The 25,624-nt window shown below is 36.9% G+C and carries 18 protein-coding genes and 1 tRNA gene; 7 read left to right on the top strand and 12 right to left on the bottom strand.

Annotated elements, in window-relative coordinates; genetic code table 11:
• Positions 1-90 precede the first annotated feature (90 nt).
• Positions 91-1,407, top strand: coding sequence for a hydroxymethylglutaryl-CoA reductase, degradative (locus tag Q0039_RS04350; RefSeq protein ID WP_297509633.1), 1,317 nt, complete (start codon positions 91-93; stop codon positions 1,405-1,407).
• An 11-nt stretch (positions 1,408-1,418) separates the two neighbouring features.
• On the top strand, positions 1,419-2,336 hold the full coding sequence (locus tag Q0039_RS04345; protein WP_297509630.1) for a GYDIA family GHMP kinase: 918 nt from the start codon (positions 1,419-1,421) through the stop codon (positions 2,334-2,336).
• A gap of 54 nt (positions 2,337-2,390) precedes the next feature.
• Here Q0039_RS04345 and Q0039_RS04340 read toward each other — a convergent pair whose 3' ends face one another.
• The 7 genes from Q0039_RS04340 to Q0039_RS04310 all read right to left on the bottom strand — a co-directional run bounded on the left by Q0039_RS04340 (position 2,391) and on the right by Q0039_RS04310 (position 9,823).
• Positions 2,391-4,481 carry a peptidylprolyl isomerase gene (locus Q0039_RS04340; RefSeq protein ID WP_297509627.1) on the bottom strand — a complete coding sequence of 697 codons (2,091 nt, stop codon included), beginning with the start codon at positions 4,479-4,481 and terminating at the stop codon, positions 2,391-2,393.
• A gap of 96 nt (positions 4,482-4,577) precedes the next feature.
• Positions 4,578-5,843 (bottom strand): hemolysin family protein, encoded by a 1,266-nt coding sequence (locus Q0039_RS04335; RefSeq protein ID WP_297509624.1) that lies wholly within the window; start codon positions 5,841-5,843, stop codon positions 4,578-4,580.
• A complete protein-coding gene (locus Q0039_RS04330) occupies positions 5,844-6,041 on the bottom strand; it encodes a hypothetical protein (protein WP_297509621.1) in 198 nt (65 codons plus the stop codon).
• 1 nt (position 6,042) lies between these two features.
• Entirely contained in the window at positions 6,043-6,585 is a 543-nt protein-coding gene (gene lptC / locus Q0039_RS04325) for an LPS export ABC transporter periplasmic protein LptC (RefSeq protein WP_297509619.1), read from the bottom strand.
• Positions 6,585-7,832 (bottom strand): hypothetical protein, encoded by a 1,248-nt coding sequence (locus tag Q0039_RS04320; RefSeq protein WP_297509616.1) that lies wholly within the window; start codon positions 7,830-7,832, stop codon positions 6,585-6,587. Before Q0039_RS04320 ends, lptC begins: the two co-directional genes overlap by 1 nt.
• A gap of 16 nt (positions 7,833-7,848) precedes the next feature.
• Positions 7,849-9,099: a hypothetical protein gene (locus tag Q0039_RS04315; protein WP_297509614.1), complete on the bottom strand. Its 1,251-nt coding sequence runs from the start codon at positions 9,097-9,099 to the stop codon at positions 7,849-7,851.
• Complete coding sequence (locus tag Q0039_RS04310; protein WP_297509611.1) at positions 9,092-9,823, bottom strand: type III pantothenate kinase; 732 nt, start codon at positions 9,821-9,823, stop codon at positions 9,092-9,094. The genes Q0039_RS04315 and Q0039_RS04310 overlap by 8 nt, the downstream gene beginning before the upstream one ends.
• Positions 9,824-9,921: 98 nt before the next feature.
• Here Q0039_RS04310 and Q0039_RS04305 point away from each other — a divergent pair.
• Positions 9,922-9,994, top strand: a tRNA-Phe gene (locus Q0039_RS04305).
• Between the two features lie 173 nt (positions 9,995-10,167).
• Here Q0039_RS04305 and Q0039_RS04300 read toward each other — a convergent pair.
• The 5 genes from Q0039_RS04300 to Q0039_RS04280 all read right to left on the bottom strand — a co-directional run bounded on the left by Q0039_RS04300 (position 10,168) and on the right by Q0039_RS04280 (position 19,808).
• Entirely contained in the window at positions 10,168-11,007 is an 840-nt protein-coding gene (locus Q0039_RS04300) for a hypothetical protein (RefSeq protein ID WP_297509608.1), read from the bottom strand.
• Between the two features lie 154 nt (positions 11,008-11,161).
• Positions 11,162-14,059, bottom strand: a complete 2,898-nt coding sequence (locus Q0039_RS04295) for an alpha-amylase family glycosyl hydrolase (protein ID WP_297509605.1) — start codon at positions 14,057-14,059, stop codon at positions 11,162-11,164.
• 62 nt (positions 14,060-14,121) lie between these two features.
• Complete coding sequence (locus tag Q0039_RS04290; protein WP_297509602.1) at positions 14,122-15,261, bottom strand: SusE domain-containing protein; 1,140 nt, start codon at positions 15,259-15,261, stop codon at positions 14,122-14,124.
• 17 nt (positions 15,262-15,278) lie between these two features.
• On the bottom strand, positions 15,279-16,889 hold the full coding sequence (locus tag Q0039_RS04285) for a RagB/SusD family nutrient uptake outer membrane protein (RefSeq protein WP_297509599.1): 1,611 nt from the start codon (positions 16,887-16,889) through the stop codon (positions 15,279-15,281).
• Between the two features lie 3 nt (positions 16,890-16,892).
• On the bottom strand, positions 16,893-19,808 hold the full coding sequence (locus Q0039_RS04280) for a SusC/RagA family TonB-linked outer membrane protein (protein WP_297509596.1): 2,916 nt from the start codon (positions 19,806-19,808) through the stop codon (positions 16,893-16,895).
• A 225-nt stretch (positions 19,809-20,033) separates the two neighbouring features.
• Between Q0039_RS04280 and Q0039_RS04275 the strand changes: the two genes are divergently transcribed.
• From Q0039_RS04275 to Q0039_RS04260, 4 genes are all read left to right on the top strand, one after another.
• Positions 20,034-21,056 carry a LacI family DNA-binding transcriptional regulator gene (locus Q0039_RS04275; protein WP_297509593.1) on the top strand — a complete coding sequence of 341 codons (1,023 nt, stop codon included), beginning with the start codon at positions 20,034-20,036 and terminating at the stop codon, positions 21,054-21,056.
• 188 nt (positions 21,057-21,244) lie between these two features.
• Positions 21,245-22,591, top strand: coding sequence for an MFS transporter (locus Q0039_RS04270; RefSeq protein ID WP_297509590.1), 1,347 nt, complete (start codon positions 21,245-21,247; stop codon positions 22,589-22,591).
• Positions 22,592-22,595: 4 nt separating this feature from the next.
• The gene (gene pgmB / locus Q0039_RS04265; protein WP_297509587.1) at positions 22,596-23,249 is read left to right on the top strand and encodes a beta-phosphoglucomutase; all 654 of its coding nucleotides are present in this window, start codon (positions 22,596-22,598) and stop codon (positions 23,247-23,249) included.
• 53 nt (positions 23,250-23,302) lie between these two features.
• The gene (locus tag Q0039_RS04260; protein WP_297509584.1) at positions 23,303-25,603 is read left to right on the top strand and encodes a glycoside hydrolase family 65 protein; all 2,301 of its coding nucleotides are present in this window, start codon (positions 23,303-23,305) and stop codon (positions 25,601-25,603) included.
• Positions 25,604-25,624 lie beyond the last annotated feature (21 nt).

Below are 25,624 nucleotides of genomic sequence, written 5' to 3'. Positions count from 1 at the left end.
ACGTAAACAAAGCTTTTTATTTTGTAAAAATTACATCAATCTCTTCGTTGAAGCTGTATCTTTGTCGTATAAATTGATAATCAACTGAAAATGAATCAAGCCGTATCCGGATTTTCAAAATTATCCAAAGAAGAAAAAATCCAATGGATTGCCCAAACGTACTTTAACACACCAGAGGAAGCGGAAAAAGTTCTGAAACAATACTGGAACCAGGATCATAAACTGCAACAACTTCATGATGAATTTATCGAAAACACCTTAACCAATTTTTACTTGCCGATGGGTATTGCACCTAACTTCAATATTAACGGTCGGTATTATGCGGTACCGATGGTTATCGAGGAAAGTTCGGTTGTAGCCGCGGCAGCCAAAGCCGCTAAATTTTGGAGTACGCGGGGCGGATTTAAAACTACGGTTCTTGCTACTGAAAAAATAGGTCAAGTTCATTTTTTATTCAACGGTTCAATTGAAAAATTACAGCCTTTTTTTGATACAATTAAACCGCAACTTTTAGCCGATACTGCATCAATAACCCACAACATGAACAAGCGTGGCGGGGGTATTTTGGATATTGAATTGCGCGATAAATCGAACGAATTGGCACATTACTTCCAGCTACATGCAACTTTTGAAACTAAAGACAGCATGGGCGCCAATTTCATCAACTCGTGTTTGGAGCAATTTGCGAAAACTTTACGAGAAGCAGCTTCTCTGGAAAGTACATTCACTGAAACCGAACAAAATATAACTATTGTGATGAGTATTTTATCCAATTTTGTTCCCAATTGTGTGGTTCGGGCTGAAGTCTCCTGCAAAGTTGAAGAATTGGCTGAAAAGAAAATTGATGATCCCCGTGCTTTTGCCGAAAAATTTGTTCAAGCAGTTACCATTGCCGAAATCGAAACTTTCCGAGCGGTAACCCATAACAAAGGAATCATGAATGGAATTGATGCGGTAGTATTGGCTACGGGCAATGACTTCCGTGCGGTTGAAGCAGGGGTTCATGCTTTTGCTGCTCGAGAAGGAAAATACAGCAGTTTGTCACATGCCAAAATCGAAGACGGAATATTCTCGTTTTGGATGGATGTTCCCTTGGCTTTAGGAACAGTCGGAGGGCTTACCTCATTGCATCCATTAGTAAAAATCGCTCTCGAAATTTTGGGCAAACCCTCAGCGCAAGAGCTCATGCAAATTGTAGCTGCAACGGGGCTTGCGCAAAACTTTGCAGCAATTCGTTCCTTAACAACTACTGGAATTCAAGAAGGACACATGAAAATGCACTTGAACAACATATTAAATCAATTTCAAGCAACTCCAGAAGAACGAAAAATTATTGCAGCACATTTTGCTGAACAAACCGTTACACATGCCGCTGTTGTAGCATTAATTGAACAATTACGCCGATAGTTAAGTATAGCATGGAAAAAACCTTTTACAGTAATGGTAAACTTCTAATCACCGGAGAATATGTTGTTTTGGATGGTGCAAAAGCCCTTGCGTTGCCCACTCGATTTGGTCAAAGTTTACATGTCTATCCCGGAAAAGATCATCAGATTCATTGGAAAAGTTTTGACCATGACAACAGCATTTGGTTTGAAACGAGCATCGCATTTGATTCAATCCTACGTAAAGAACAATTGGAAGGCCCATTTGATATAAAAAACACGCTAATCGAAATTTTACACGAAGCCTGTCAAATGAATACCGATTTCTTACTCGAATCGGAAGGATTTCAAATTGAAACCCAATTGAGTTTTCCAAAAAACTGGGGGTTGGGCACATCGTCTACTTTGATTAACAATATTGCTCAGTGGGCACAAATTGATGCGTTTACTTTATTAAAACGAAGTTTTGGAGGAAGTGGTTATGACGTGGCCTGTGCGCAACATGACGCGCCCATAATCTATCAACTACAAAATGAACTTCCTAAAGTAGAAACCATCAGTTTTTCCCCATCGTTTTCAAACAAAATCTATTTTATTTATCTCAATCAGAAACGGAGTTCCAAAGCAGCTATTGCAGCCTATATGGATAAACAAGGGGAAATTGATAAAACAATTACTACCATCAACGCAATTACACAACGTATAATTACTGCTCCGACTCCAAAAGAATTTGCACAAGCCTTGCGTGAACATGAAATTGCACTAAGCGATGTTTTGGAAGAAATGACCATTCAAGAAGCATTGTTTGCGGACTTTGATGGAGTAATTAAAAGTTTGGGAGCTTGGGGAGGTGATTTTGTGATGGCTATAGCTAAAGAAGACCCAACCGCATATTTTATAGCTAAAGGATATCCAATAGTTGTACCTTACCACAAAATGATTCTTTCTTAAAACAAAAAATCCCGAGTAACTACTACCCAGGATCTTCTATTTATTGGACATCTATTAATAAAATTCTAAACGATTATCTTCAATATCGGCAGCATTTTTCAACGTTGGAATAACACGTCCTGTATTTTGAATGGCTTGTTGTTTTAGTTTAGTGATATAGTCATCGTATTTTGCAATTTTTGGAGCTTTTGTAACTGATTTGGTTTGCACTACATATACTCCTGAAATTCCTTCAATAGGTGCTGAAACTTTATTTACCCCAGTACCAATTGCTGTACCTACCACTTTAGGCTCCATACCTACATTAGGCAACATAGGACTATCAATAGCAACTGCTGCACTATTTTGAACCGTCACTTTATTTGCCGCAGCAATTGATGCCAACGAACCACCTTTCATTTTTGCTAAAATGATTTGTGCTTTTTTCTCGTTTTTGATCAATCCTTCTACCGATGGGCGCGCATCTTCAATATTGGTTAGTCCTTTTGGATTAATTTTTTTCAAACGAGCAATAACGTGACCTACATTCACCACTTCAAAGCGTTTGATGTCACCTACATTGGTATCATCGGTATATGCCCATTTTACAATTTGACGTTGATTTCCGGCTGCACCAACAGCTTCATCCATTGCTTTTGCACGAACCGACTCTACTTTAAGATTGGCTTTTTTAGCTATTGCTGCAAAATCTTTAGCAGCAGCATCCATTTCAAATTGAGTTGCTTTAGTATAGGCTTCATTCGTAGTTGACTCAGAAGGCTGAATTTTGTGAGCGATTGTGGCTAAACGAACGGCATCTTGCTTATCGGTAACATTAATAATATGATACCCAAACTCCGATTCAACCAAACCAATAGTTCCAACAGGATTGTTAAATGCAAAATCGTTGAACGGTTTTACCATTTGACCTGGCCCAAAATAACCTAAGTCACCTCCTTGTTGAGCAGAAGAGTCATCTGAATTTGTTAGGGCCAACATCATAAATGAACTAGGATTGGCTTTTGCTTGTGCTAACAAACTCTCGGCTTTAGCTTTTGCTTCTTCTTTTGTTCTTTTTTCCTTTTTCTGTACACGATCAATTCCTTCCCAGCTAATCAAAATATGACTCGCTTTCACTTTATCATTAGCTTTACGACCGATCATTTTACTTAAACAGTAATGCTTATTATTGATGTAAGGCCCGTAAATCTCACCTGTAGGTAAGTTGAATAATGCATCCGCAGCTTCAGTAGGCAATTGTTGTTTTGAAACATAAGTGGTATCGTAAGGAAGATCAGAATTTTGCCCTACAAATTCAGCTAGGTTCGATGCGTCTTTGAAACCTGGTAATGTATCGTTTGTTCCCGTAGTTTTGTTGTATTCTACTCTAGAATTTAACAAGGCAACTAATTTTTCTTTTACTTCCTCTTGATCTTTAGTAGAGGGCTTATCTTCTACAAGCACAAATTCAATTTCACGCGTTTCCTCTGCTTTGAAACGTTTTTCGTGTTTTTTCATATATGCAGTGATATCTTCATCGGTAACTTTTACTTCACTATCTTTTACAGAAGAATACATTACACCTACGTAATCAAAGTTAACTTTGTCTTGCTCTAATGCATATTTGAATTTGCCTTCGGCTTTTGTAGTATACATTCCCGCTTTAACCATGGTGTTGTAAATTTGATATTGTCCATTTAACACCATGTCTTTTTCACGTTCCTCAAACATTTTTGCTTGGTCAGGATTGTTTTTGAAAAAGTCTTTAAACTTAGTCAAATCAAATTTTCCATTGGTTTGAAACATTGGTGCTGAACCAATATTTGGGTCTTTTTTGAAAGCATCCAATTTATAAGCTTCGCCTACACGGATACCCGCTTTATCAAACTGATCAACCAAAAGGGCTTTGTTTACTTCAATTTCCCAAGTTTGATTAACCGCTTGGGTTTGCGTCATCTGTCCGCCTTGACCACTCTTTTCTAGATTCGCTACTTTAACTCTGAAATCTTCAAATGCGATATCTTTTCCATTAACACTTCCAACCTCATGGGACTGACTTTTCAATCCTTTTGTAAACAAATCCTGAACTACAAAGGCTAAAAGTGCAAAACCGATGATCAGTAAAAGCAACCCTGAACGATTTCTAATTTTCTGTAAAACTGCCATTTTATTTCTATTATTTTATTTCAGTCTGCGAAAATACGATTATCTCCGAAATAATAACAATTCGAATCCTATATTTTACCTAAAAAGTTGAAAAAATTATTCGTCCAACAAGACAGCCATCAGAACAACTTCAATTTTTCGGTTTGAAGCTGCTTCAATTTGAAATTGATAGCCAGCAATTTGTAGCGAGTCTCCTTTTTGCGGAATCTCTTCTGAATGATCAACAATGAGCCCTCCCAAAGTACTGTAAGAATCGTTTTCGGGCAAGTTTAGTTTATAGGTTTCATTGATATACGCCACCTCTAATCGCGCTGAAAAACGATACTGACCTTCAGCCAATTGGACTTCTATTTCGGCACCATCATTGTCGTGTTCATCTTCAATTTCACCAAACAATTCTTCAATAATGTCTTCTACCGTAATGATACCCGATGTACCGCCATATTCATCCAATACTACTGCTACCGATTTTCTTTTTTTGGTCAAAAGATTTAATACATCTTTGATAAAAATAGTTTCGGGAACAAATTCGACTGGAATCATGACCGACTTTAGGGTTCGTGGTTTTTTGAAGAGTTCAAACGAATGCACATATCCCAAAATATCATCCAATGTGTTTTGAAATACAATGATTTTAGAATAGCCCGTTTGGACAAATAATTCGCGCAAATTGGTAACCGAATCATACACTTCAATTGCAACTAATTCGGTACGTGGTGTCATGATATCGCGTGCTTTCACTCCAGAAAACTCCAATGCATTTTGAAAAATTTGAATTTCAGAATCGACGGCTTCATTTTCGCCTTTGGCATTCATTTGCTGCGAAATATAATTGCCCAATTCGACTTTACTAAAATAGGAAGGTACGTAATCGCCCTCGGTTTTAAAGAATTTCTTCAATAGAAAATCAGAAATCCAAATAATAAAAGAAGAAATGAAGTTGAATAGTGTATAGAAAACATAGCTGGGAATTGCAAAGAATTTCATTACACTATTGGCGTAGATTTGAAAAAAAACTTTCGGAAGAAATTCAGAAGTTATCAATACAATTAGGGTAGAAATCACCGATTGTATCAAAACATTAGTGATATTATCAAAGTGATAACCCATTGAAAAAATATGTTGGGTGATTAAATCGCCCATAAAAAACCCGTACACAACCAAGGAGATATTATTTCCAACGAGCATCGTTGCAATAAACTTGGAAGGTTTTTCAGTAATCGTAGTGAGAATACGCGACAAAAAAGTGTCTTGTTTTTTCTCTATCTCTAAATAAATTTTATTGGAAGAAACGTAAGCAATCTCCATCCCTGAAAAAAAAGCGCATAAAAGCAGACAGATGATGATTACGAGTATATTCATTTAGGACTCGGATGAATTTTGACGGTTTTTAAACTTTTTAGCAAAATGATTTCTGAAGAAAAACAGAAAAACAGAGGCCAAAGCAATCCCAACGCTCACCCAAGGCTTGGGTTGCTCATTCCAATGTGTTGCCGCGTCAAAAGCGAAAAATAAACCGGCTATTAAATAAACGTATTTTGTAATGTTTAAATATCTCATATTATTGAACTTGATCGACTATTCCGGAAACCCGTTGCGAATTAATAATTTTTAAATCTTTACTAAAATCAACTCCTTCACCTTGAGAAACTCCTTTGGGATCGGAAAACTTATACCGCTTTTCGGTAAAAAACCATTCATTTTTTTGATCAAAATACAGTTGTTCCGTTTCAAAAACCTGTCCCGATGTGTTGGTAATTTTTACACTGCCTTGTAAATCGATCATATCGGAATCTTTAAAACGCACACCGTACTTAGCCGTTACAAATGTTGGCTTCCCTTGTGCATCATACAAGGTCACTTGTAAACCTTTCGGAAATTCGGTAAAAGGATATTTTACAGTGGCATAATCCAACATTTTGGGACTAATTAAAACGGATTTTATTTTTCCTGAATCGGTATATTTTATATGGATAGAGTCGGCATCACCACTAGGATTGAACTCAGAAAAAACCGATTTTTGTACTTCGCGAAAATTGCCTTCACAAGCCAAAATGCTGATCAAAACTAGCATACCAAAAAGCACTGAACCCCATTTTTGCATTACCAAGTGACGGTTTTATTTATCCAACAACCCAAATTTACCGAATTCTTTTTTCTTTTTGATGGTTGCATTTTCATTTTTGCTATAAACGCCATCTCCTTTTTTTGTGCTGCTGCAGCATATTTTGGATCAATCTTAGCCGCTTCTGCTGCCGCTTGCGAAGCCAAATAATATACCGCATCAACTTGTAACCCTTCAAATTCACAAAAAACAATAGACGCTTGATAAATTTCACTCATCAAAAGTGGGTAATTTGGATTCTTCGGGTCGGCCTGCATGGCTTTCTTCAACAATGATGCCGATTGGCCAGGATCTGACCCCAAAAACAATGGTACTAAATTACTTGCACGATCTGCTTTTACGGCTGGATTTTCTTCAAGATCAACCGCAGCAAACAAATAGGGCGTTGCACGATCTAAAGACTCCATTGACAACTTTGCCATTCCTAATAAATAGGATGAAAATGGCGTTTCTTTTAATTGATATGTGTATAAAGCTAATGTCAAAAATGTTGGATTTCGCTGGCATTTTTCATACATCTCGTTAGTAAGGGCTATACACAAATCGAAGTCGTTTGATTTTGACTCGAAAACACTTTTCGTATATTTTTCTAACGTCACACACGTTACACGCTCATTAATTTGAGGATGGGTGCTGATATACTGAACTAAATTTTCAAACTCATCTGCCTTATTAGGAAATCGTTTTGCATTTTGTAGAGCTTTACTCTTAACATTTAAATAAGCCGCTACAAGATCTATAGAATTATTTTTTTGCGACTCCAATTGCAAAACCGCATCAAAATAGCATTTATACGCCAATGGATTGTCTACAACTGCTTCCCCTTTAAAAAGTGCTTCATGCAACAATTGATAACGCTCAAGAGGTTCGGATTCTTTATCGTTTGACAACAAAAGGGCTCTTTTTACCAAGGCATTGATAGCCATTTCTGGAAACAGCTTTTGAAGAGAAATATAGTAGTTAACTAGCTGAACTTGCTTTTCTTTTCGGCTTTCTGAAGCTGCATTATCATATTCAAATTGCAAAATCTGCTCCCCTTTAGCATATTCTAAAAAGGAAATTTTGGTACATTTTGCGACATAATTTTGCCACAAATCCAGCAGCTCCTTTGATTTTCCATAGCGGTAGTAGTCGTCAAATTGATCGGGAAGTTTACAAGAATCGGTTTGTGCCGTAGTATTTAAAAAAGTACACAACACTGCAAACAATACAATTATTTTTTTCATTGTTGTGATTTTACAATTAATCGTATTTTCTTTTTTGGAACCATTGATCGTTAAACGACAAACTGAAGCCTACATTTAAATACCGTTCGCGTACCAAATTATTGCTTTGTGTACCCCGAGATCCCATTTCAAACAAAACATTTAAATTGGAAAATGTTCCTCGTATCGGGAAACCAAAACCTGTTGTAAAGGCCGTGTCTGTTATGGACTTGTTATTGATCACCAAACCAGTATTTTCATGGCGAACACCTGCACGGTAAACAATACGGGCTAAATAATTTGAAAACGATTTATAATTTGGAATAAAATATCCGCCCAAACTAAACCGAACGGATTGTTCAAATTGGACATTATCAATTGTATTGTAGCGCGCACCAAAATCACTTGTGCTTTGATACAAAATATTAGCTCCAATTGACCAAACACTATTTTTTCCATATCCTATCCCCAAATCAAATTGGGTTGGTAACTTCATTTTATCATCGGGAACTGAATAATTTACGGGATCTCCAATAGGGGTTTCTACAGTTCCCAATCCGGCCCAATTAATCAAGGTCAAGGTCCGATCGTTACTCAAGGTTAATTGACCTCCTGGACGATAGACTGCACTCGTGTAAAATAAATATTTTTTATCAATAAGCTTCTGATAACGCGCACCGATATTAAAATTAACCCCAGATGCAATGGATACGTTTATTTCACGCGTAGCATATTCGACATCACTAAATGAATTAATTGCTTTGGTTTCAATTTTCCCAAAATTATATTGTACATCGGCACCAATAGAAAAATTGGGTGTGATTGCATAGGATGACCCAAAATAAACTTTGTTTATACCTCCAGAACCGGAGTATTGCCTTAAAATTGCATCGGATGAAACATTATACACATTGTACCCTACTGATGAAAACGGAATTAATCCAAACGAAAAACCTATTTTCTTCGTAGGAATCACTAAAGCTAGATAATCCAAAGCCGTTCGTTGGGCTTTGCTTGATTCCGTATTGGATTCAATTCGTCCTGCATTGAATGTTGCACCAACAGAAAATGAGGTAAGACGCAAAGCTGAATAATACGCAGGGTTTTGCAAATTCACATGAATACTATCGCCATGTGAGGTGATTCCACCCATAGCACGATTTTCTAGTGTCCCTTTAAAACGAACATCACCGATACCATAAAACGAATACGGTGAACTGGTACCTTGTTGCGCAAAAACTTCCAGACCAAATAACAGCCAGGTTAGGATATAAAATCGTTTAATCATTATTTTGAAATTCATAGAGTCGAATACTACTTTCCAAAAGAAAATTTGGATTGGCAAATATGGTGTTTTTTAAATGACCTGCCAAAAAATTGGCATCTCCACCCGTTAAAATTATGATAATGTTGTCTTTTTTTTCACTGTAACGCTCAATACAACCTTCTAATTCAAATAATACGCCATGGATGACCCCAGAGTGGATAGCCGTTGAAGTTGAATTTCCAATAATTTCACTAATTGATTGCGGTTGCAGTTCGGGCAGTTGGTCGGTAAAATGATGAAGGGCTTGGTAGCGCATTTGCAGTCCAGGGCTTATAGCGCCACCCAAATAGACATCATCATTACTAATAAAATCATACGTTATACAAGTCCCCGCATCAATAACCAGACGATTGCAATTGGGGTAATGCAAAACGGCTCCAGCAGCAAGCACCATTCGGTCAATTCCCAACGTTTCTGGAGTTGTATAAGCATTGATAAAAGGAAACCGAGATTCGCGAGAAATTTGGTAAATAGTAAACCTATCTTTAAAGGTTGAAAAATTAAATTTCTCGTTGTGTACCACCGCACTATGACAGAGGGTATCGATTTGGGGGTAATTGGTCAGTATCGATTCCAACGCTGCAATGGCATTTTCATAAGCAATCCAGTACTTTTCAATGAGCGTATTATGCTCAAATACAGCGGCTTTAATTTGGGTATTTCCTAAATCGAGTGCAAGAATCATGGCAACTGGGTTAGACTACAAAAGTACGAATAGATTTTTTTTGTTTTTTCTTTTGGATAAATTAAAAATGATTCTATATTTGCACCCGCATTAGCACTGGTACCTTAGCTCAGTTGGTAGAGCAACGGACTGAAAATCCGTGTGTCCCTGGTTCGATTCCTGGAGGTACCACTTAAACCCTTGATAATCCTTTGATTTTCAAGGGTTTTTTCTTTTCGTTATACAATTTACGGCATAATTTTTATCCAAAAGAAAAGGGACCAATAGCCCCTATGTATCATTATTCTTGATTCAATGCTGGATGTGTTGTTAAAACGTATCCTTTTTCAGGCGTAAGCATTACTTTAGTGTGAATTAATGAAATTATTAACTTCTTGCTTGGCCATAGTGTTTAATGAACTTATAAAAAGTGCATTATGACCCCCTGCAATTTCAACAAATTGACTGTTTTGACAATTAGTGCAATTCTGTATTTCTTGTTTGAAAATAGGCCACGAATGCATTTGAATTGGGGAATCATTTAATCCTTGGACAAATATAATATCGGATTTAAAACCATTGGTAAAATTCAATAATGACCTTTCGTAATACGCAGCAGAATTTTCAGAGGTTAATCCATATACATTTTTTAACTTGGTACAGGTTGCACTTGTTTCAACCTGACCATTTTCTTCAAGTTCACATCGATAAACAAGATTTAATGGACCTGGAGCACTCGCAATTACACCATTCGTTTGATGCATTGTATTTAATCGCGTAACCAAATATCCACCTTGAGAATGTCCTGCTAAAAATATTTTTCCAATAGTTACCCCTAATTCTTCATTTGCTTTATTTTTTACCCATAGCAAAGCAGCTTCTGCTTGAACAATATTATCTCCGAATAAAATAAATTCTTGCGGATGGGCAACACTTACAATCATCATGTCATCCCTATTAAGGATCTTTTTAAACTCATCAAGTGCTTTATTCGTTGCAACCATTAATTGAGCATCACTTTGAATAGTTCCATGAAATACAATAAGTACATCCGGATTGTTAACAGCAGGCTTATCAATAACAACATTAACTTTTACATTGTTGTACGTGATCGATTTCGTTATTCGAGAGGCTGCCAATTGATTGTTATTGTCATCCTTTTGACATGAAAATAGAACTAATGATACGAAAAGAAATAGCCGCATAAAAAAGTTATTATTTTGATTAGACTGAATTTTGAGTAATTGGTTTAATAGCTTACTTATTTTGCCTGGGTTACTTAAGTCGATTAGTAAAAGTTTAGACATTAAAAAAGGCTCCTATTGGAGCCTCTCTAAAAAATAACTTAACTAAATAAACTTACTCTTTGATCAATTTTACAGTTTTCGATAGTCCGGTTTCATCAACCAAACGAACAATGTAAAGTCCATCGTTCAATTCATCAATTGAATATTCCCGATCCATAGTAACATTTTCGAAAGATTTAACCAATTGGCCTGTTAATGAAAATATTTGTAGTTGACGCAAATTGACATTAACAAATACCGATCCAGTTGTCGGATTTGGCACAACATTCACGAAATCGAGTTTAGTAATACCCGCATTATTTAAAACTGCTTGGTTACCAAAAACTCTGAATCCTCCGGGCTCTATAGTAATGGATTGATTTGTATTATTAACTGTTAATGGCGAATTATCCATTAAATTATACCAAGCTCCAGTATAGGGAAAACCTGCTGCACCATTAAACGTAGCATCTGTGAAATTTGTTAAAACAAAAACATAACTTAATGCAGCTTGTGGAGATGTAGAGGTCCAAACATCCAATCGTGGACGACCTGTCTCGTTAAAATTCCATGCATAAGTACCATTTTCAAAAACATTTTCGTTTTTCTTAAGGGTAATCATTCGAGACCATGCGTTGTAGATTGCATTTCTATTTAGATCTCCCGTCCAGTTATTTACCCATTGCGGTTGTGGTTTGGTGTCCAATTTACAATCGGGATTTGAAAAAGAAACAGATCCGTTTGTACATTGCCATAAGGAACTTTCCCATCCTAATTCACCAAAATGCCACATCATTTTTGGTCCTGGAACTAAAAACAAAAGGGCACCCATACCTTGTAGACGTTGATGCATCTTATTTAAATTTCCTTGAGTTTGACCGGCTTCGGTAAGCGCTTTATACCCAACTCGCTCTTCATCATGACTTTCTGCATAACCAATAAAACGATTGGTACCATTAGCAACATTAGATAGATTTGCAAAATTACCTTTAACGATGTTAGCATAATCATCTGTCATTTTACGCCATTGCATAATCCCTTTTCCTTCACCCAAACGATAGTTTGCCCATTCATTTTCTTCAGTAGCAGAGCCACCCACACCTAAATGTTCAAAAATAACATACGAAGTAGCATCGGCTTCCCATTGCTTATCGGCATACCATTTTAATTTCCCAACACGGTCGGTTTGATAAGCATTCGTACACGTTTCATCTCCACTAGTACAATTGTTTGTAAAACCTTTGGTTAAGTCCCAACGGTATCCATCAATTCGGTACTCATTAATCCAATGTTGAATCGTACGGATTGAATAGGTATTTGTAAGATTTCCACCTGGACCTGTCTCACGAAAATGGTTCAAATCACTTCCAACACTGTAGGCATGACGTGCATTCTGATTGATATACGGATTTTCCGTAGTAGTCGAAGTAGCATCTCCCCAACCATCACCATCGGCATCCAACATCCACATTCGCACAAGTGGTGAACGACCAAAGACATGATTTAAGGCCAAATCTAAAATTACAGCAATACCATTTTGATGACAGACATCAACAAATTCTTTCAATTTGGCTGGTGGACCATAGCGTTTGTCTAATGCAAGATGGAAAGCTGTATTATAGCCCCAGCTCTCATTACCTTCGAATTCCATTACAGGCATTAATTGGATTGCATTGACTCCTAAGTTTTTAAAATAATCCAATCGATCAATCATGTCTTGAAAACTTCGATCTGAATCAAAATCGCGAACTAAAGCTTCATAAATCGTTAAATCTTTAATGTTAGGTTTAACAAATGTATTGGTTGGAGTACTCCAATTATAAGAAAAATAATTATTAGCTCCCGTTTGAAATAAAGATACTTCACGGGTTTGTCCAGCTGCTATTGTTGCATACACTGGAAGATTTGGAAAAACGCCTCTTTGTATAATTTCTGGATCATCAAATGGCGAAAGCACCAAAGTAGAGAATGGATCAGCAGTTTTTACTACGTTAGGTGAGTTTAAAGGTAAATTTACATTATCGCAAACCCAATATTGATAGGCATACGGTTGACCAGGTGTAAGACCTGTTATTTCTAACCAAAATCGTGTTGAACCACTGGTAGCATCACGCTTCATGGCATAACTTGAATCGGGATTCCATCCATTAAAATTACCCGCGACATATGCAAAACTTTTCCAAGGAGCATTTAAAACCAAAGTGACTTTAGTTGGATCATTAGGATTGTAATTAATCCCATCCACTAAACCGGCAGGTAGGGCTTGTGAAACAGGTGTAATTGCAATTACTACTGAAAACCGAGCAATATAAGTTGTTGTTCCTTGGGTAATTCGTAACTCATAATTTCTATTCGAAGTTACATTCGTATCGGTAAAAGTGTATGAAGAAACATTTTGCGAATTAATAGGTGTCGCATTTCCATTTACAAACAATGCATAGGCAGCATTACCATTTGTATTTACAGAAGTAATAGTAAAATTAGAACCACTGTTTAATAATGTAGTACTATTGGGTAACGGTGCATTTAAAGTATATTGAAAAGCCCCTACACCAAAGACATTATCATTTGTTTTTTTATTACCGCTTCCATCTTTAGCTTTAACCAAAAATCCCATTTTTCCAAAAGTAGTATTCGAATAAAACACCTCTGGGATAAACGAAATGGTATAGGTATCATTAGCTGAATTATAGGTCAATCGATTGGTTTCACTTGAGCTAGTCCAGGTTCCATTAGTTGGACAATCGCCAATAGGATTATTATTTGCATCCAACATCCATGCCCATAAATAAAGTGCATTTCCTGTCACTCCCCAAGTAGCTTCATTAATTTGAGAACCTTGAACAGTAATGGTAATGTTTTGATTACGTTCAAATGGATTTGGTGAAACTGTTGGCGTAATCGTTTGTACCTGAGCTTTAACTGAAAAAACAGAAGCGAAGAATACGAAGTAAAGTAAAATCTTTTTCATAGCGATTTAAAATTAAATACGGGATTGAAAATTAATTCCAATCCCGTATTCCTATAGATTAATTAGTTTGAAGCAGGAATTAACATATACTGTCCTGTTAAGTCATTGAACCAAACATTGTAAGTAGTTCCAGTAACAGGAATATTAGGACCTCCTTGAGTACCCGTTCCAGAATACTCCGTATTGCTACCCCAGTTTACTGTCCATCCATTATTCGCACGGAACTTTAATTCTCCGTTAGCCAAAGCAACATTATTAGCATACCAAACATGAGGATCTGATGCTAATGGAGTCATGTTAATTTGATTAGAATCAGCCCAACCTCCAGCAGCAGAACCTATCATACCAATTACAGAGTAAGTTGTAGAAGTACTTCCGGTATAAGGAGTAATACTAAAGGTACGAACACCAGTAGCCATATTCATTGAAAATTTATAATATCCTGAAGGACCTGTAATTTTGAATACCCCTGGGTCACCTGACTGCGTAGCAGGATTACCCGCTAATGCACCACTTTGTGCACCACCATCATTAGTTCCCCATTGTGGTTGCCACAATCCTAAGGTTTCAAGGATTTTAAATTCTGATGTTCCACCACCGCCACCAACAAAGTAACCTGTAAATTCATATAAACTTGAATTACTTGGATTTCTCCATAATGGTGTGTTGTTGTTGTTGTTATTCCATCCTGGCGCAGTTGCAGCACCTACAAAATAATAATCTTTGAACAAATACGAAAGGTATGGTGTTACTGAATAGTTTACCACATTACTTAACATCGGTTCAGCACCTACAGTTCCGATAGTAGCTTTAATACGTACATTCATCGTACCTAAAGCGTTAGGAGCTAAACCAATTGTAGCTGCAGCAGTATTTAATTCGCTCACTTTGAAAGTTAAACTATTTCCTGTACTCGTACCCAAAACGTAAGGACTGTCAAAATTGTCGCCGTCTTTATCAACCTCAATTGAGTAATTGACTTGTGTAGGAGCTCCATTGTATACTGCATCTTCCCAACTAACTGTTAGTGCTGGGTTATTGGGATAATCCTTATCCAAGAAAATTGCATCACCATCAACCGGTGCAATGATTCTAAACTGTGCTTGTCCTTCTGAAATTAATAAACTACTATCGTCTTCACAAGAAGTTAAACTTAAAGCAACCGCTGATAGCGCAAATGCCTTTAATGATATATTTTTCATAATTTTTAAAAATTTTATTAATAGCCTGTGTTTTGTGTTAAGTTAGGATTTGCCAATAAATTATTTGCAGGTATTGGAAATACTTTCATATGAGCGGGGATAGAAACGCCATTAACTCCATTTCCTTTCCAAGCCCAATTGTAAGATCCGCCCGTATATTTACCAAAACGAATCAAATCTTGACGACGGTGACCTTCCCAGTGCAATTCACGTGCACGTTCATCTAAGATAAAATCTAAAGTCACGTCAGATGAAGAGAAATCTGGAAAATCATACCCATTTGCACGATCGCGTAAAGCATTCAAATACGTTAACGATTGTGATGACGCACTTGTAGTTGAACTACCATTCGTTGCTCCATCCTTACGCATTTGCGCTTCAGCATACATCAAATAAACGTCTGATAAACGGAACAATGGGAAATCAGTATCAACAAAAGTACTACTTGGACCTGGCACACCAAAGGAATTACGATTCGAGTATTTCTTTAAAATATAACCTTCTTTTTGAAGTGCTATATTATTAATTTCTAAACTACGATCTCCACCGCCAAAAACGGTTTTACGGGCATCAAATTCAAATGCATTACCATCAAATTTTTGAACAAATTGCTTACGTAAACGAAGAGCACCGCCCCATCCGCCAACGCCGAATTCTGAACCGTTGTTTTCAATTGAACCCACTTGACCATTGATAATTACAGTGGTAGCTCCATAATTTTGAGTTACAATTCCATCCGATTGAATCGTGAAAATCATCTCACTTGAAAGGTGATTATCTGCTTTGAAATTATCTAAATAATTTACATTTAATGTATAGCCTCCACCAATTATAGAAGTACATAAATTCATACACTCTTGGTATTTTGAAGTTAACCCGTAAGCTTCAGAATTTAAATACATTTTTGCTAAAATCATTTGAGCTACCGCACGATCTACACGCCCGTATTCATTTGTACGTGCAGGTTTTAAATTGTTCATTATCGCGTTTAACTCCGTGTCAATAAATGTATACAATTGCTGTCTATTAAACTCCGGTCCGGCAAAATCAAGCGGATTATTTTCTGTAACCATCGGAGCTTTTCCAAATAAATCCATCATAACATAATACGCATAAGCACGTAATACACGAACTTCATTACGATAGTCATTAATATTTGCAACGTCTGAAGGATTAGTAATTCCGCGAGATGCTAATTTCTCTGGTGTAGATTGACGAAGAAAATCATTAGCAAAAGCTACTTGTGCCATAGTTCTACTAAACATTCCTAATAAAATAGGGTTGTTTGAAGTCCAGATATTACGTTGTAATTCGCGAACACCTTCGTCATTTTCATAACTCCATACCGCTTCATCGGTAGTTAAGTTTTGCAAATACCATAAACAACGTGCAAATTGACTTGTACCCGCATCAATTCCTTCCAAATAGGAACTCGCAGGTCCATTTGTACCCGTTAATGTAAGATTTCCATAAACACCAGCCAGAGCCTGTCTGTACCCAGCGGGAGTAGAATATTGTTGATCTGCAGAAATGTCTAATGCATTCTCAGACTGAACATCCAAATCTTTTTCACAAGAAGTGAACACCGATAAGGATAGTGCCATAGTGATTATTACTAGTTTTTTCATAGCTTAAAATTTAACATTTGCTCCAAATAGAAACTGTCTTTGTCTTGGGTAAATTGTGGAATCAAATCCATTACCAACCTCAGGATCTAATCCTGAATATTTCGTTATAATAAAGGCATTTTGGCAACCCGTATATAAACGTAAAGATGCCTTACCATCTAACCATTTTGGGAAAGTATAACCCATTGTAATGTTATCCATACGTAAGAACGAACCATTCTCTACGTAATAGTCAGACAATACAACGTCGGGAGTATTCGCAAATTCTGTATCTAAAACAGAAGTTGGCACGTTATTTAAAACACTTCCTAAGTCTATAGAATTTAATTGCGCTCTACTTGCGGCTACTTGATTAAACACGCGGTTTCCTAGACTTGCACGCAAATTGAAATAAAGATCGAAGTTTTTATAATTAAAGTTTGAAGCAAACCCTAAAACTACCTTTGGATCTGGATTTCTGTAGATATATTTATCTTCAGAATTCGTAATTCCATCTCCATTTAAATCTGCATAAGCTCCTTCAATTGGGCGACCACTTGCATCATATAATTGCTTGAATACTAAAAACGAATTCGGAGCAAAACCTTCTTGATATACTTGGGCTTGTGTACCTGTACCCGCTACGTTTCCTCCAACTCGAATAAATTTAGCGCGACTCAATTCAGTTACTTCACGTGCAAAAGTTGTGGCATTGAAAGACAAGTTCCAATTTGTGTTTTGTGTTTTTACAACATCAGAGCTGATTGAAAACTCTAAACCTTTGGTTACCATTTGTCCAATATTTTGCCAAGAGGTATTTGAGAAATTACCTCCATCTGAAGTAGCTACACGAGCTAACAAATCATCAGACTGCTTGTAAAAAGCATCAAACGAACCGGTGATTTTATTATCAAATAATCCAAAATCAACTCCAGCATTGTAGGTATAAGTGGTTTCCCACTTCAAATCATTACTCACTTTTGCTGAAACAGCAATTGGTGTTGCAACGGTTCCAAAAGTATACTGAGAATTTTGTTGACCTACGTTGTAAAATTGAATGTAGTCATTATTATTTGGAACATCTTGCTGTCCACTTGCACCCCATCCTAAACGCAATTTCAAATCAGAAACCAATTTACTATTTGCTAAAAACTCTTCTTTCATTTTCCATGCAAAAGCTGCTCCTGGGAAATAAGCTACTCGGTTCTCTGGAGAAAAACGAGAAGATGCATCTCTACGAACCGTTAAGGTTAGCAAATATTTATCTTTATAAGAAATGTTTGAACGTCCAAAATAACTAATCAATACGCGGTCAAAATCAACAGTACGTAAAGCACCTTCATAAACTGGACTTAGTATATTTCTAGTTTGAAAACGATCTGACTCCCATTTTTGATACGAATAACCAGTGGTAAAATCAAATTTAGTATTACCAAACGTATTGTTGTATACAAAATATGTATCCATCAATTTGTTTCTACGCATTTCTTCAGAATTTTCATTCGTTCCAAATGGAATTAAATTATTTTCAGGTGCAGAACCAGCTGTAGTAGGCACTAAGCGCGTACGCTCTCCTCTAGCCTCATCAAAGCCAAGATTAACTACTGCGCGTAATTTTGGGAAAAAGTGAAATTTGTAATCTACTTCAAAATTACCAAAAACACGTTTACTCAAACCTGTATCAAAAGTTTGCATTAATTGAGAAACAGGATTCCTTGCGGCATTTGCTTGAAGTGTGTTTCCATTTCTATATTCAAAAAATCCACCAAATGGAGAATTGGCATCATAAATTGGCTGTGTAGGATCAAATGAAATAGCTGAACCTTCTACACCATCAGCAAATCTATTTTGCTCGTTAGAATAATTGGCATTCAATTTAAATTTCAAATGATCATTAAAATAAGAAGGGTTCATGGCTAAACCAACCGTTGTACGATTGAATTTATTGGTTAAACGCAAACCTTCTTGATAGGTGTTTCCTAATGTTAATCGTGTTGGAATCGAATTAAACAAGTTTCCACGTAATGAAATAGAATTATCTAAATAATCCGTTCTGCGATAAATTGCACGCTGCCAATCCGTATTTGCATTACCTAAACCAGCAACCTCACTTGGTTTATATTGTTGCACCAACTCACGGAATTGATCTGCATTAAACACATCTACTGTATTCACAATACGACCACTACCATATTGGAAGTTATATTCAACCGCCAATTTTTTGCCACCTTTCTTCGTAGTCACAATAATAACACCATTCGAAGCGCGCGAACCATAGATTGCAGTAGCTGATGCGTCTTTTAATACGGTAATCGATTCAATAGTTGCTGGATTCAAAGATGCTAAAAACGACGTTGAACCAGTAACGGTACTATTTTCAAGCGGTAAACCATCAATAACTATCAATGGATCATTACTCGCAAATAGCGAAGAACCTCCACGAACTCGAATAGTAGATCCAGATCCAGGCGAACCACCTGTATTAATGGTAACCCCGGCTACGCGCCCTTGGAGAAGATTTTCAGTAGTTACATTCGCTCCACGGTTAAAATCTTTAGTCGCTAGCACAGTACTAGATCCTGTAACATCTTTTTTCTTAACAGCTCCATAACCAACTTGAACTACAACTTCTTGTAAAGTGTTGGCTTCTTCAACTAAAGAAATTTTTAATGATTTTTGCCCGTCATAAGACAAGGTTTGGGTTTGGTAACCCACAAACGAAACGACTAATTTGTCGCCTTTTTTCAGTTTGCCGATTTTAAATTTACCGTCAATGTCCGAAGAAACTCCCGATTGAGTCCCTTGAACGACGATGTTTACCCCAGGAATTGGTGCATTCGATTTAGAATCGACTACAACCCCTTCCACTGTTGCCTGCGCCAAAACCGTAAGCGGCAACATGAGTAAGAAAAATAACAACTTGTTATAAATTGTTTTCATACATTTTGTTTAGGTTAATAATTTGTTTTTATTGCATGTACTTGCACTTCGAAGAGTTAAATTTATATTATTTTTTTAAGATAAAAAAACTTACCTATATATATGTAGTCCGAAAACGTTTTCGTGTTGAAAACTTTTAGCTTCTGCCATTAAAAAAATTCGAAAATTTAACCTGTAATAAAAATAGAACTATCTTTACTAGCAATTAAACAGCACTGAAAAACTATGAAAAGAAAAGTTACGTTGAAACAAATTGCTAAGGAGTTGGATGTTTCTATTTCAACGGTTTCAAAATCGCTTCGTGATAGTCCTGAAATTAGTGAAGATACCCGACAAAAAGTACAAGCATTTGCCAAGCTGTACAACTACAAACCCAATAATATAGCCCTTAGTTTAAAGAATAAAAAAACAAAAACGATTTGCATCATAATTCCAGAAATTATTCATCATTTTTTTGCTACTGTTATTAGTGGAGTAGAACATGTAGCTAATGAAAATGGATACAATGTGTTGGTTTGTTTATCTGACGAATCCTTTGACAAAGAAGTTATTAATATGGAAATGTTGGCTGGAGGGAGCATTGATGGCTTTATTATGTCGCTATCAAAAGAAACCCAACTAAGACGTGACTTTCACCACATTACTGAAGTAATTAACCAAGGGATGCCTGTAGTTATGTTTGACCGTGTAACAAACGACATTTTGTGCGATAAAGTAATTATTGACGACAATTTAGCCGCCTACAACGCCACCCGTTTTTTCATTCATAAAGGGTATAAAAAAATCGCACTTATTACCACGGTAGATTATGTAAGTGTAGGTAAATTACGTACCGATGGTTACACCAAAGCGATGATGGATCACGACTTAAAATTGGATCCCAATTGCATCTTAAAAATTGAAGATACCGAAAATTTTGACATGCAAATCGAAGCCTTAATTCGAAATGAAAAACCCGAAGCCATTTTTGCAGTCAATGAAATTTTTGCCGTAACGGCAATCAAACTCGCCAATAAGCTCGGACTTCATATTCCTAATGATATCGCTATTATTGGATTCACCGATGGAATTATTTCAAAATATGCTACACCCACCCTTTCTACGGTAAGTCAGAATGGTGTAAAAATGGGAGAAAAAGCCGCCAAAATGCTTATTGAGCGACTTGAGAACGAAGAATTAGAAAACGATGAACACTACAAAACAGAAGTTATCGAAACCGAGTTAATCGAACGTGAATCGACGCGTTAAAATGGAATTTTTATTAACAAATAACGTTTTCGTAATCCTTTTATTCTAAAATTTAATTCGCGAAAATTTCGATTTTCAAAACTTTAGTATATTTACACCATCAAAGCATTGCTTGTACTTCGAAAATAAAGCAAGTTTTGATAAGCCTTTGACGCTTATCGTAATAGTAATCAATACATTACACGATAATGGAAAAGCGTAAGTTAAGTTTCTGGGAAATTTGGAACATGAGTTTCGGTTTTTTAGGAATACAGATGGGTTTTGCCCTACAAAATGCCAACGCAAGCCGAATTTTACAAACTTTTGGAGCTGATGTTCACGAATTATCATGGTTTTGGATAATTGCGCCCATGATGGGCCTTATTGTTCAACCAATAATTGGTCATTTGAGTGACAAAACGTGGGGAAGATTTGGACGTCGTAAACCCTTTTTTCTAGTGGGCGCGCTTTTAGCCTCCGTTGGATTAGTTCTATTACCTCAAGCAGATATTTTTATTGCCTTCTTACCGGCCCTTTGGGTAGGTGCTGGGATGTTAATGATTATGGACGCTTCGTTCAACATCGCTATGGAACCTTTCCGTGCGTTAGTTGGAGATTGTTTGCATACGAACCAACGTACTTTGGGCTTTAGTGTTCAAACTGCCTTGATCGGACTAGGCGCTGTAATTGGTTCATGGCTTCCTTGGGTACTTACCAATTGGTTTGATATCAAATCAACCTCATCGAGCGGCGTTCCAACTAGTTTAATTATCTCTTTTATCGTAGGCGCTTTTATCTTGGTAGGATCTATTTTGGTAACACTTTTCTCCACTAAAGAATATTCACCTGAAGAACTCGCTCAGTTTGATGATGAAAAAGTACATCATGAAAAAGAAGGGAAATCCCATGAATCATCCTTAAAAGACATTTTCACAGATTTTGCTAAAATGCCACAAACTATGCGTCAATTGAGTTGGGTACAATTCTTTTCGTGGTTTGGCCTTTTTGGAATGTGGGTTTTCACTACACCAGCTATCGCTGAACATGTTTATGGACTTGATCCAGCTGATACAAAAAATCCGCTTTTTCAAGAGGCAGGAAATTGGGTAGGTATTATTTTCGGAGTCTACAACCTAGTATCAATGTTTTTTGCTTTTGCCTTACCTGCAATTGCGAAAAAATATGGGCGCAAAAAAACGCATGCCGTTTCCTTATGTATAGGAGGTATCGGATTGATTTCTATGTATTTTATTCACCATAAAGAGTTGCTTATATTCTCGATGATTTTGGTAGGTATTGCCTGGGCAAGTATTTTAGCTATGCCTTATGCAATCTTAGCAGGTTCTATTCAACCCAAAAAAATGGGTGTATACATGGGGATATTCAACTTTTTTATTGTAATTCCACAAATTGTCAATGCTTTAATTGGTGGTCCAATCGTAAAATATCTTTACGGTGAGGATGCTATTTTTGCTATTGTTACAAGTGGAGTGAGTTTTATTATCGCAGCATTATTAGTCGCCAAGGTTAATGATGTTGACGACACCGTAAATTAACATTATGTCACTAAAAGCCTTCATTTTTGATCTTGACGGCGTTATTGTCGATACGGCGAAATACCATTTTCTCGCTTGGCAAAAACTAGCCCAAGAACTCGGAATCGAATTTACACCCGAGCACAACGAACAACTCAAAGGAGTAAGTCGTGTGCGTTCATTGGAACTAATTCTTGCACTTGGAAATAGAGATGCAACTACAGCAGAAAAAGAGCAATGGCTCCATCAAAAAAATAAGGACTACCTTATGTATATTGAAAATATGGATGCTAGCGAAATTCTACCCGGAGTAGTTGCTACCTTGGAATACATTAAAGCAAAGGGACAACTCATTGCCTTGGGTTCAGCAAGCAAAAACGCGCGACCCATATTGGAAAAAGTAAACATAATGCACTTATTTGATGCTATTGTTGATGGTAATGATGTTAGTAATGCCAAGCCCGATCCTGAAGTGTTTATTCGTGCGGTACAATTATTAGGCATATCCAATGAAAACGCTATCGTTTTTGAAGATAGTGTGGCCGGAATTCAAGCGGCAAACATCGCCCAAATGACCAGTATAGGCATTGGTGATGAAAAAATCTTGAATGAAGCCCGATTTAATTTCGAAGATTTCACATTTATTGAGCACGCATTTATTGATTCGCTACTCAATTAATTCACACAATACCTAAGTAAAGGTTGTAAAAACCTTATTTAAACAACATTACAATGAATCAAGATTATATTAAACCCGACAACTGGTGTATTATTGAAGAAGGATTTGATGCCGAACGAGTAAAATCCTCCGAAAGTTTGTTTAGTATTGGCAATGGAGCCATGGGGCAACGGGCCAATTTTGAAGAATACTATTCGGGTAAAACCTTTCAAGGAAGCTATATAGCTGGAATTTATTACCCCGACAAAACCAAAGTAGGCTGGTGGAAAAATGGGTATCCCGAATATTTTGCCAAAGTTTTAAATGCACCCAATTGGATCGGAATTACCATTGAAATTAATGGTGAAAATTTAGATCTTGCCCAATGCAAAACTGTCTCCAACTTTCGGCGCGTGTTAAATATGAAAGAAGGGATTTATACCCGTTCGTTTAATGCGCTGCTTCAAAATGGAACTGAAATCGAAGTAAATGTAAAACGTTTTCTGTCCCTCGAATTGGATGAAGCCGGTTTTATTGATTATCAAATTATACCGCTAAATCAATCCGCAACAATAGTATTTAAACCCTATTTGGATGCGGGCGTCCATAATGAAGATGCCAACTGGGAAGAAAAATTCTGGGAACCTTTACATGTACAACACCATGATAACCGAGGTTACATTACCGCTCGAACATTCAAAACCCATTTTACGGCGACAACCTTTATGCACAATTCTATCGGTATTGACGGTCAAATTCAAACCGTAGCACCGATAGTTACAGCAACCGAAGATCAAATTACTTTTGCTTACACGATTGCTTGTCCTCAAGGTCAAACCGCTTCTATCCAAAAAATTGGAGGTTATACGGTTTCTTTGAATCATGAAAATACGCAATCGGCTGCTGAAAACATTATAAATCAAGCATTAACCAAAGGATTTGCCGCTTATGAAGCGCTTCAAAAAGAGTCTTGGGCACGGATTTGGGAAATGAGTGATATTACAATCGAAGGGGATGTTAAAGCACAACAAGGAATTCGTTTCAATATTTTCCAATTAAACCAAACCTATCTCGGAAAAGATTCTCGTCTAAATATAGGGCCTAAAGGATTTACCGGAGAAAAATACGGAGGGTCAACCTATTGGGATACCGAAGCCTATTGTATTCCATTTTACATGGCTACCAAAGACCAACAGGTAGCGCGTAACTTATTAGCTTATCGTTACAACCAATTGGATCGCGCTATTGAGAATGCTGTTAAACTCGGTTTCAACAATGGGGCAGCGCTATATCCTATGGTCACCATGAATGGTGAAGAGTGCCACAACGAATGGGAAATTACCTTTGAAGAAATTCACCGAAATGGCGCCATTGCTTTTGCCATTTATAATTACTATCGATTTACAGGTGATTACAGCTATATTCCAGAGAAAGGATTGGAAGTACTCCTTGGAATTGCTCGCTTTTGGCACCAACGTGCAACCTTTTCTACCCATCACAATCAATATGTAATTCTAGGTGTTACGGGGCCTAATGAATATGAAAATAATGTAAACAACAATTGGTATACCAACTACATAGCTAAATGGTGTATTGATTATACTTTGGCTCAAGTTGATCGCGTAAAAGCCGAATATCCCGAAGATTATAACCGCATTATTGCAAAAGTTCAATTAGGTGAAGAAGAACGCAACGCGATGCAAAAAGTTGCTGAGAACATGTACTTCCCTTATTCTGAAAAACATGGGGTTTACTTACAACAAGACGGCTTTTTAGACAAAGAATTAATTACAGTTGCCGATCTCGATATGAGTCAGCGCCCTATTAATCAAAAATGGTCATGGGACCGAATATTGCGTTCGCCTTATATTAAACAAGCCGATACCTTGCAAGGGTTCTATTTCTTTGAAGATCATTTCACCAAAGAACAATTGGAGAAGCATTACGACTTTTATGAACCCTTTACTGTTCACGAGAGTTCGCTCTCTCCGTGTGTACACTCGATCCAAGCGGCTGGATTAGGACGGATGGAACAAGCGTATACCTTCTACCTTCGAACTTCCCGTTTGGATTTGGACGATTACAATAAAGAAGTGGAGGAAGGTCTACATATTACCTCTATGGCTGGAACTTGGATGAGTATAGTAGAAGGATTTGGCGGTATGCGTGTGCGTGATAATGCCTTGCACTTTGAACCGCGAATTCCTGCCCAATGGGAAGCGTATTCATTCAAAATCAATTTTAGAAATCAAATTCTCAAAGTGAGCGTTGGCCAACATGAAACGCAATTTGCACTTGAAGGCAACGATCCAATTTGTGTTTATGTCTTTGGGAAAGAAATACATGTTGAACCTAATGGGCTGGTAACTGTGTAAAAAACACCTTAAAACATAAAG

Source organism: Flavobacterium sp. (assembly GCF_027484945.1).
GTDB lineage: Bacteria > Bacteroidota > Bacteroidia > Flavobacteriales > Flavobacteriaceae > Flavobacterium.
Note: the sequence above shows the minus strand (reverse complement) of the source record. Positions and strands in the feature narration are given on the sequence as shown.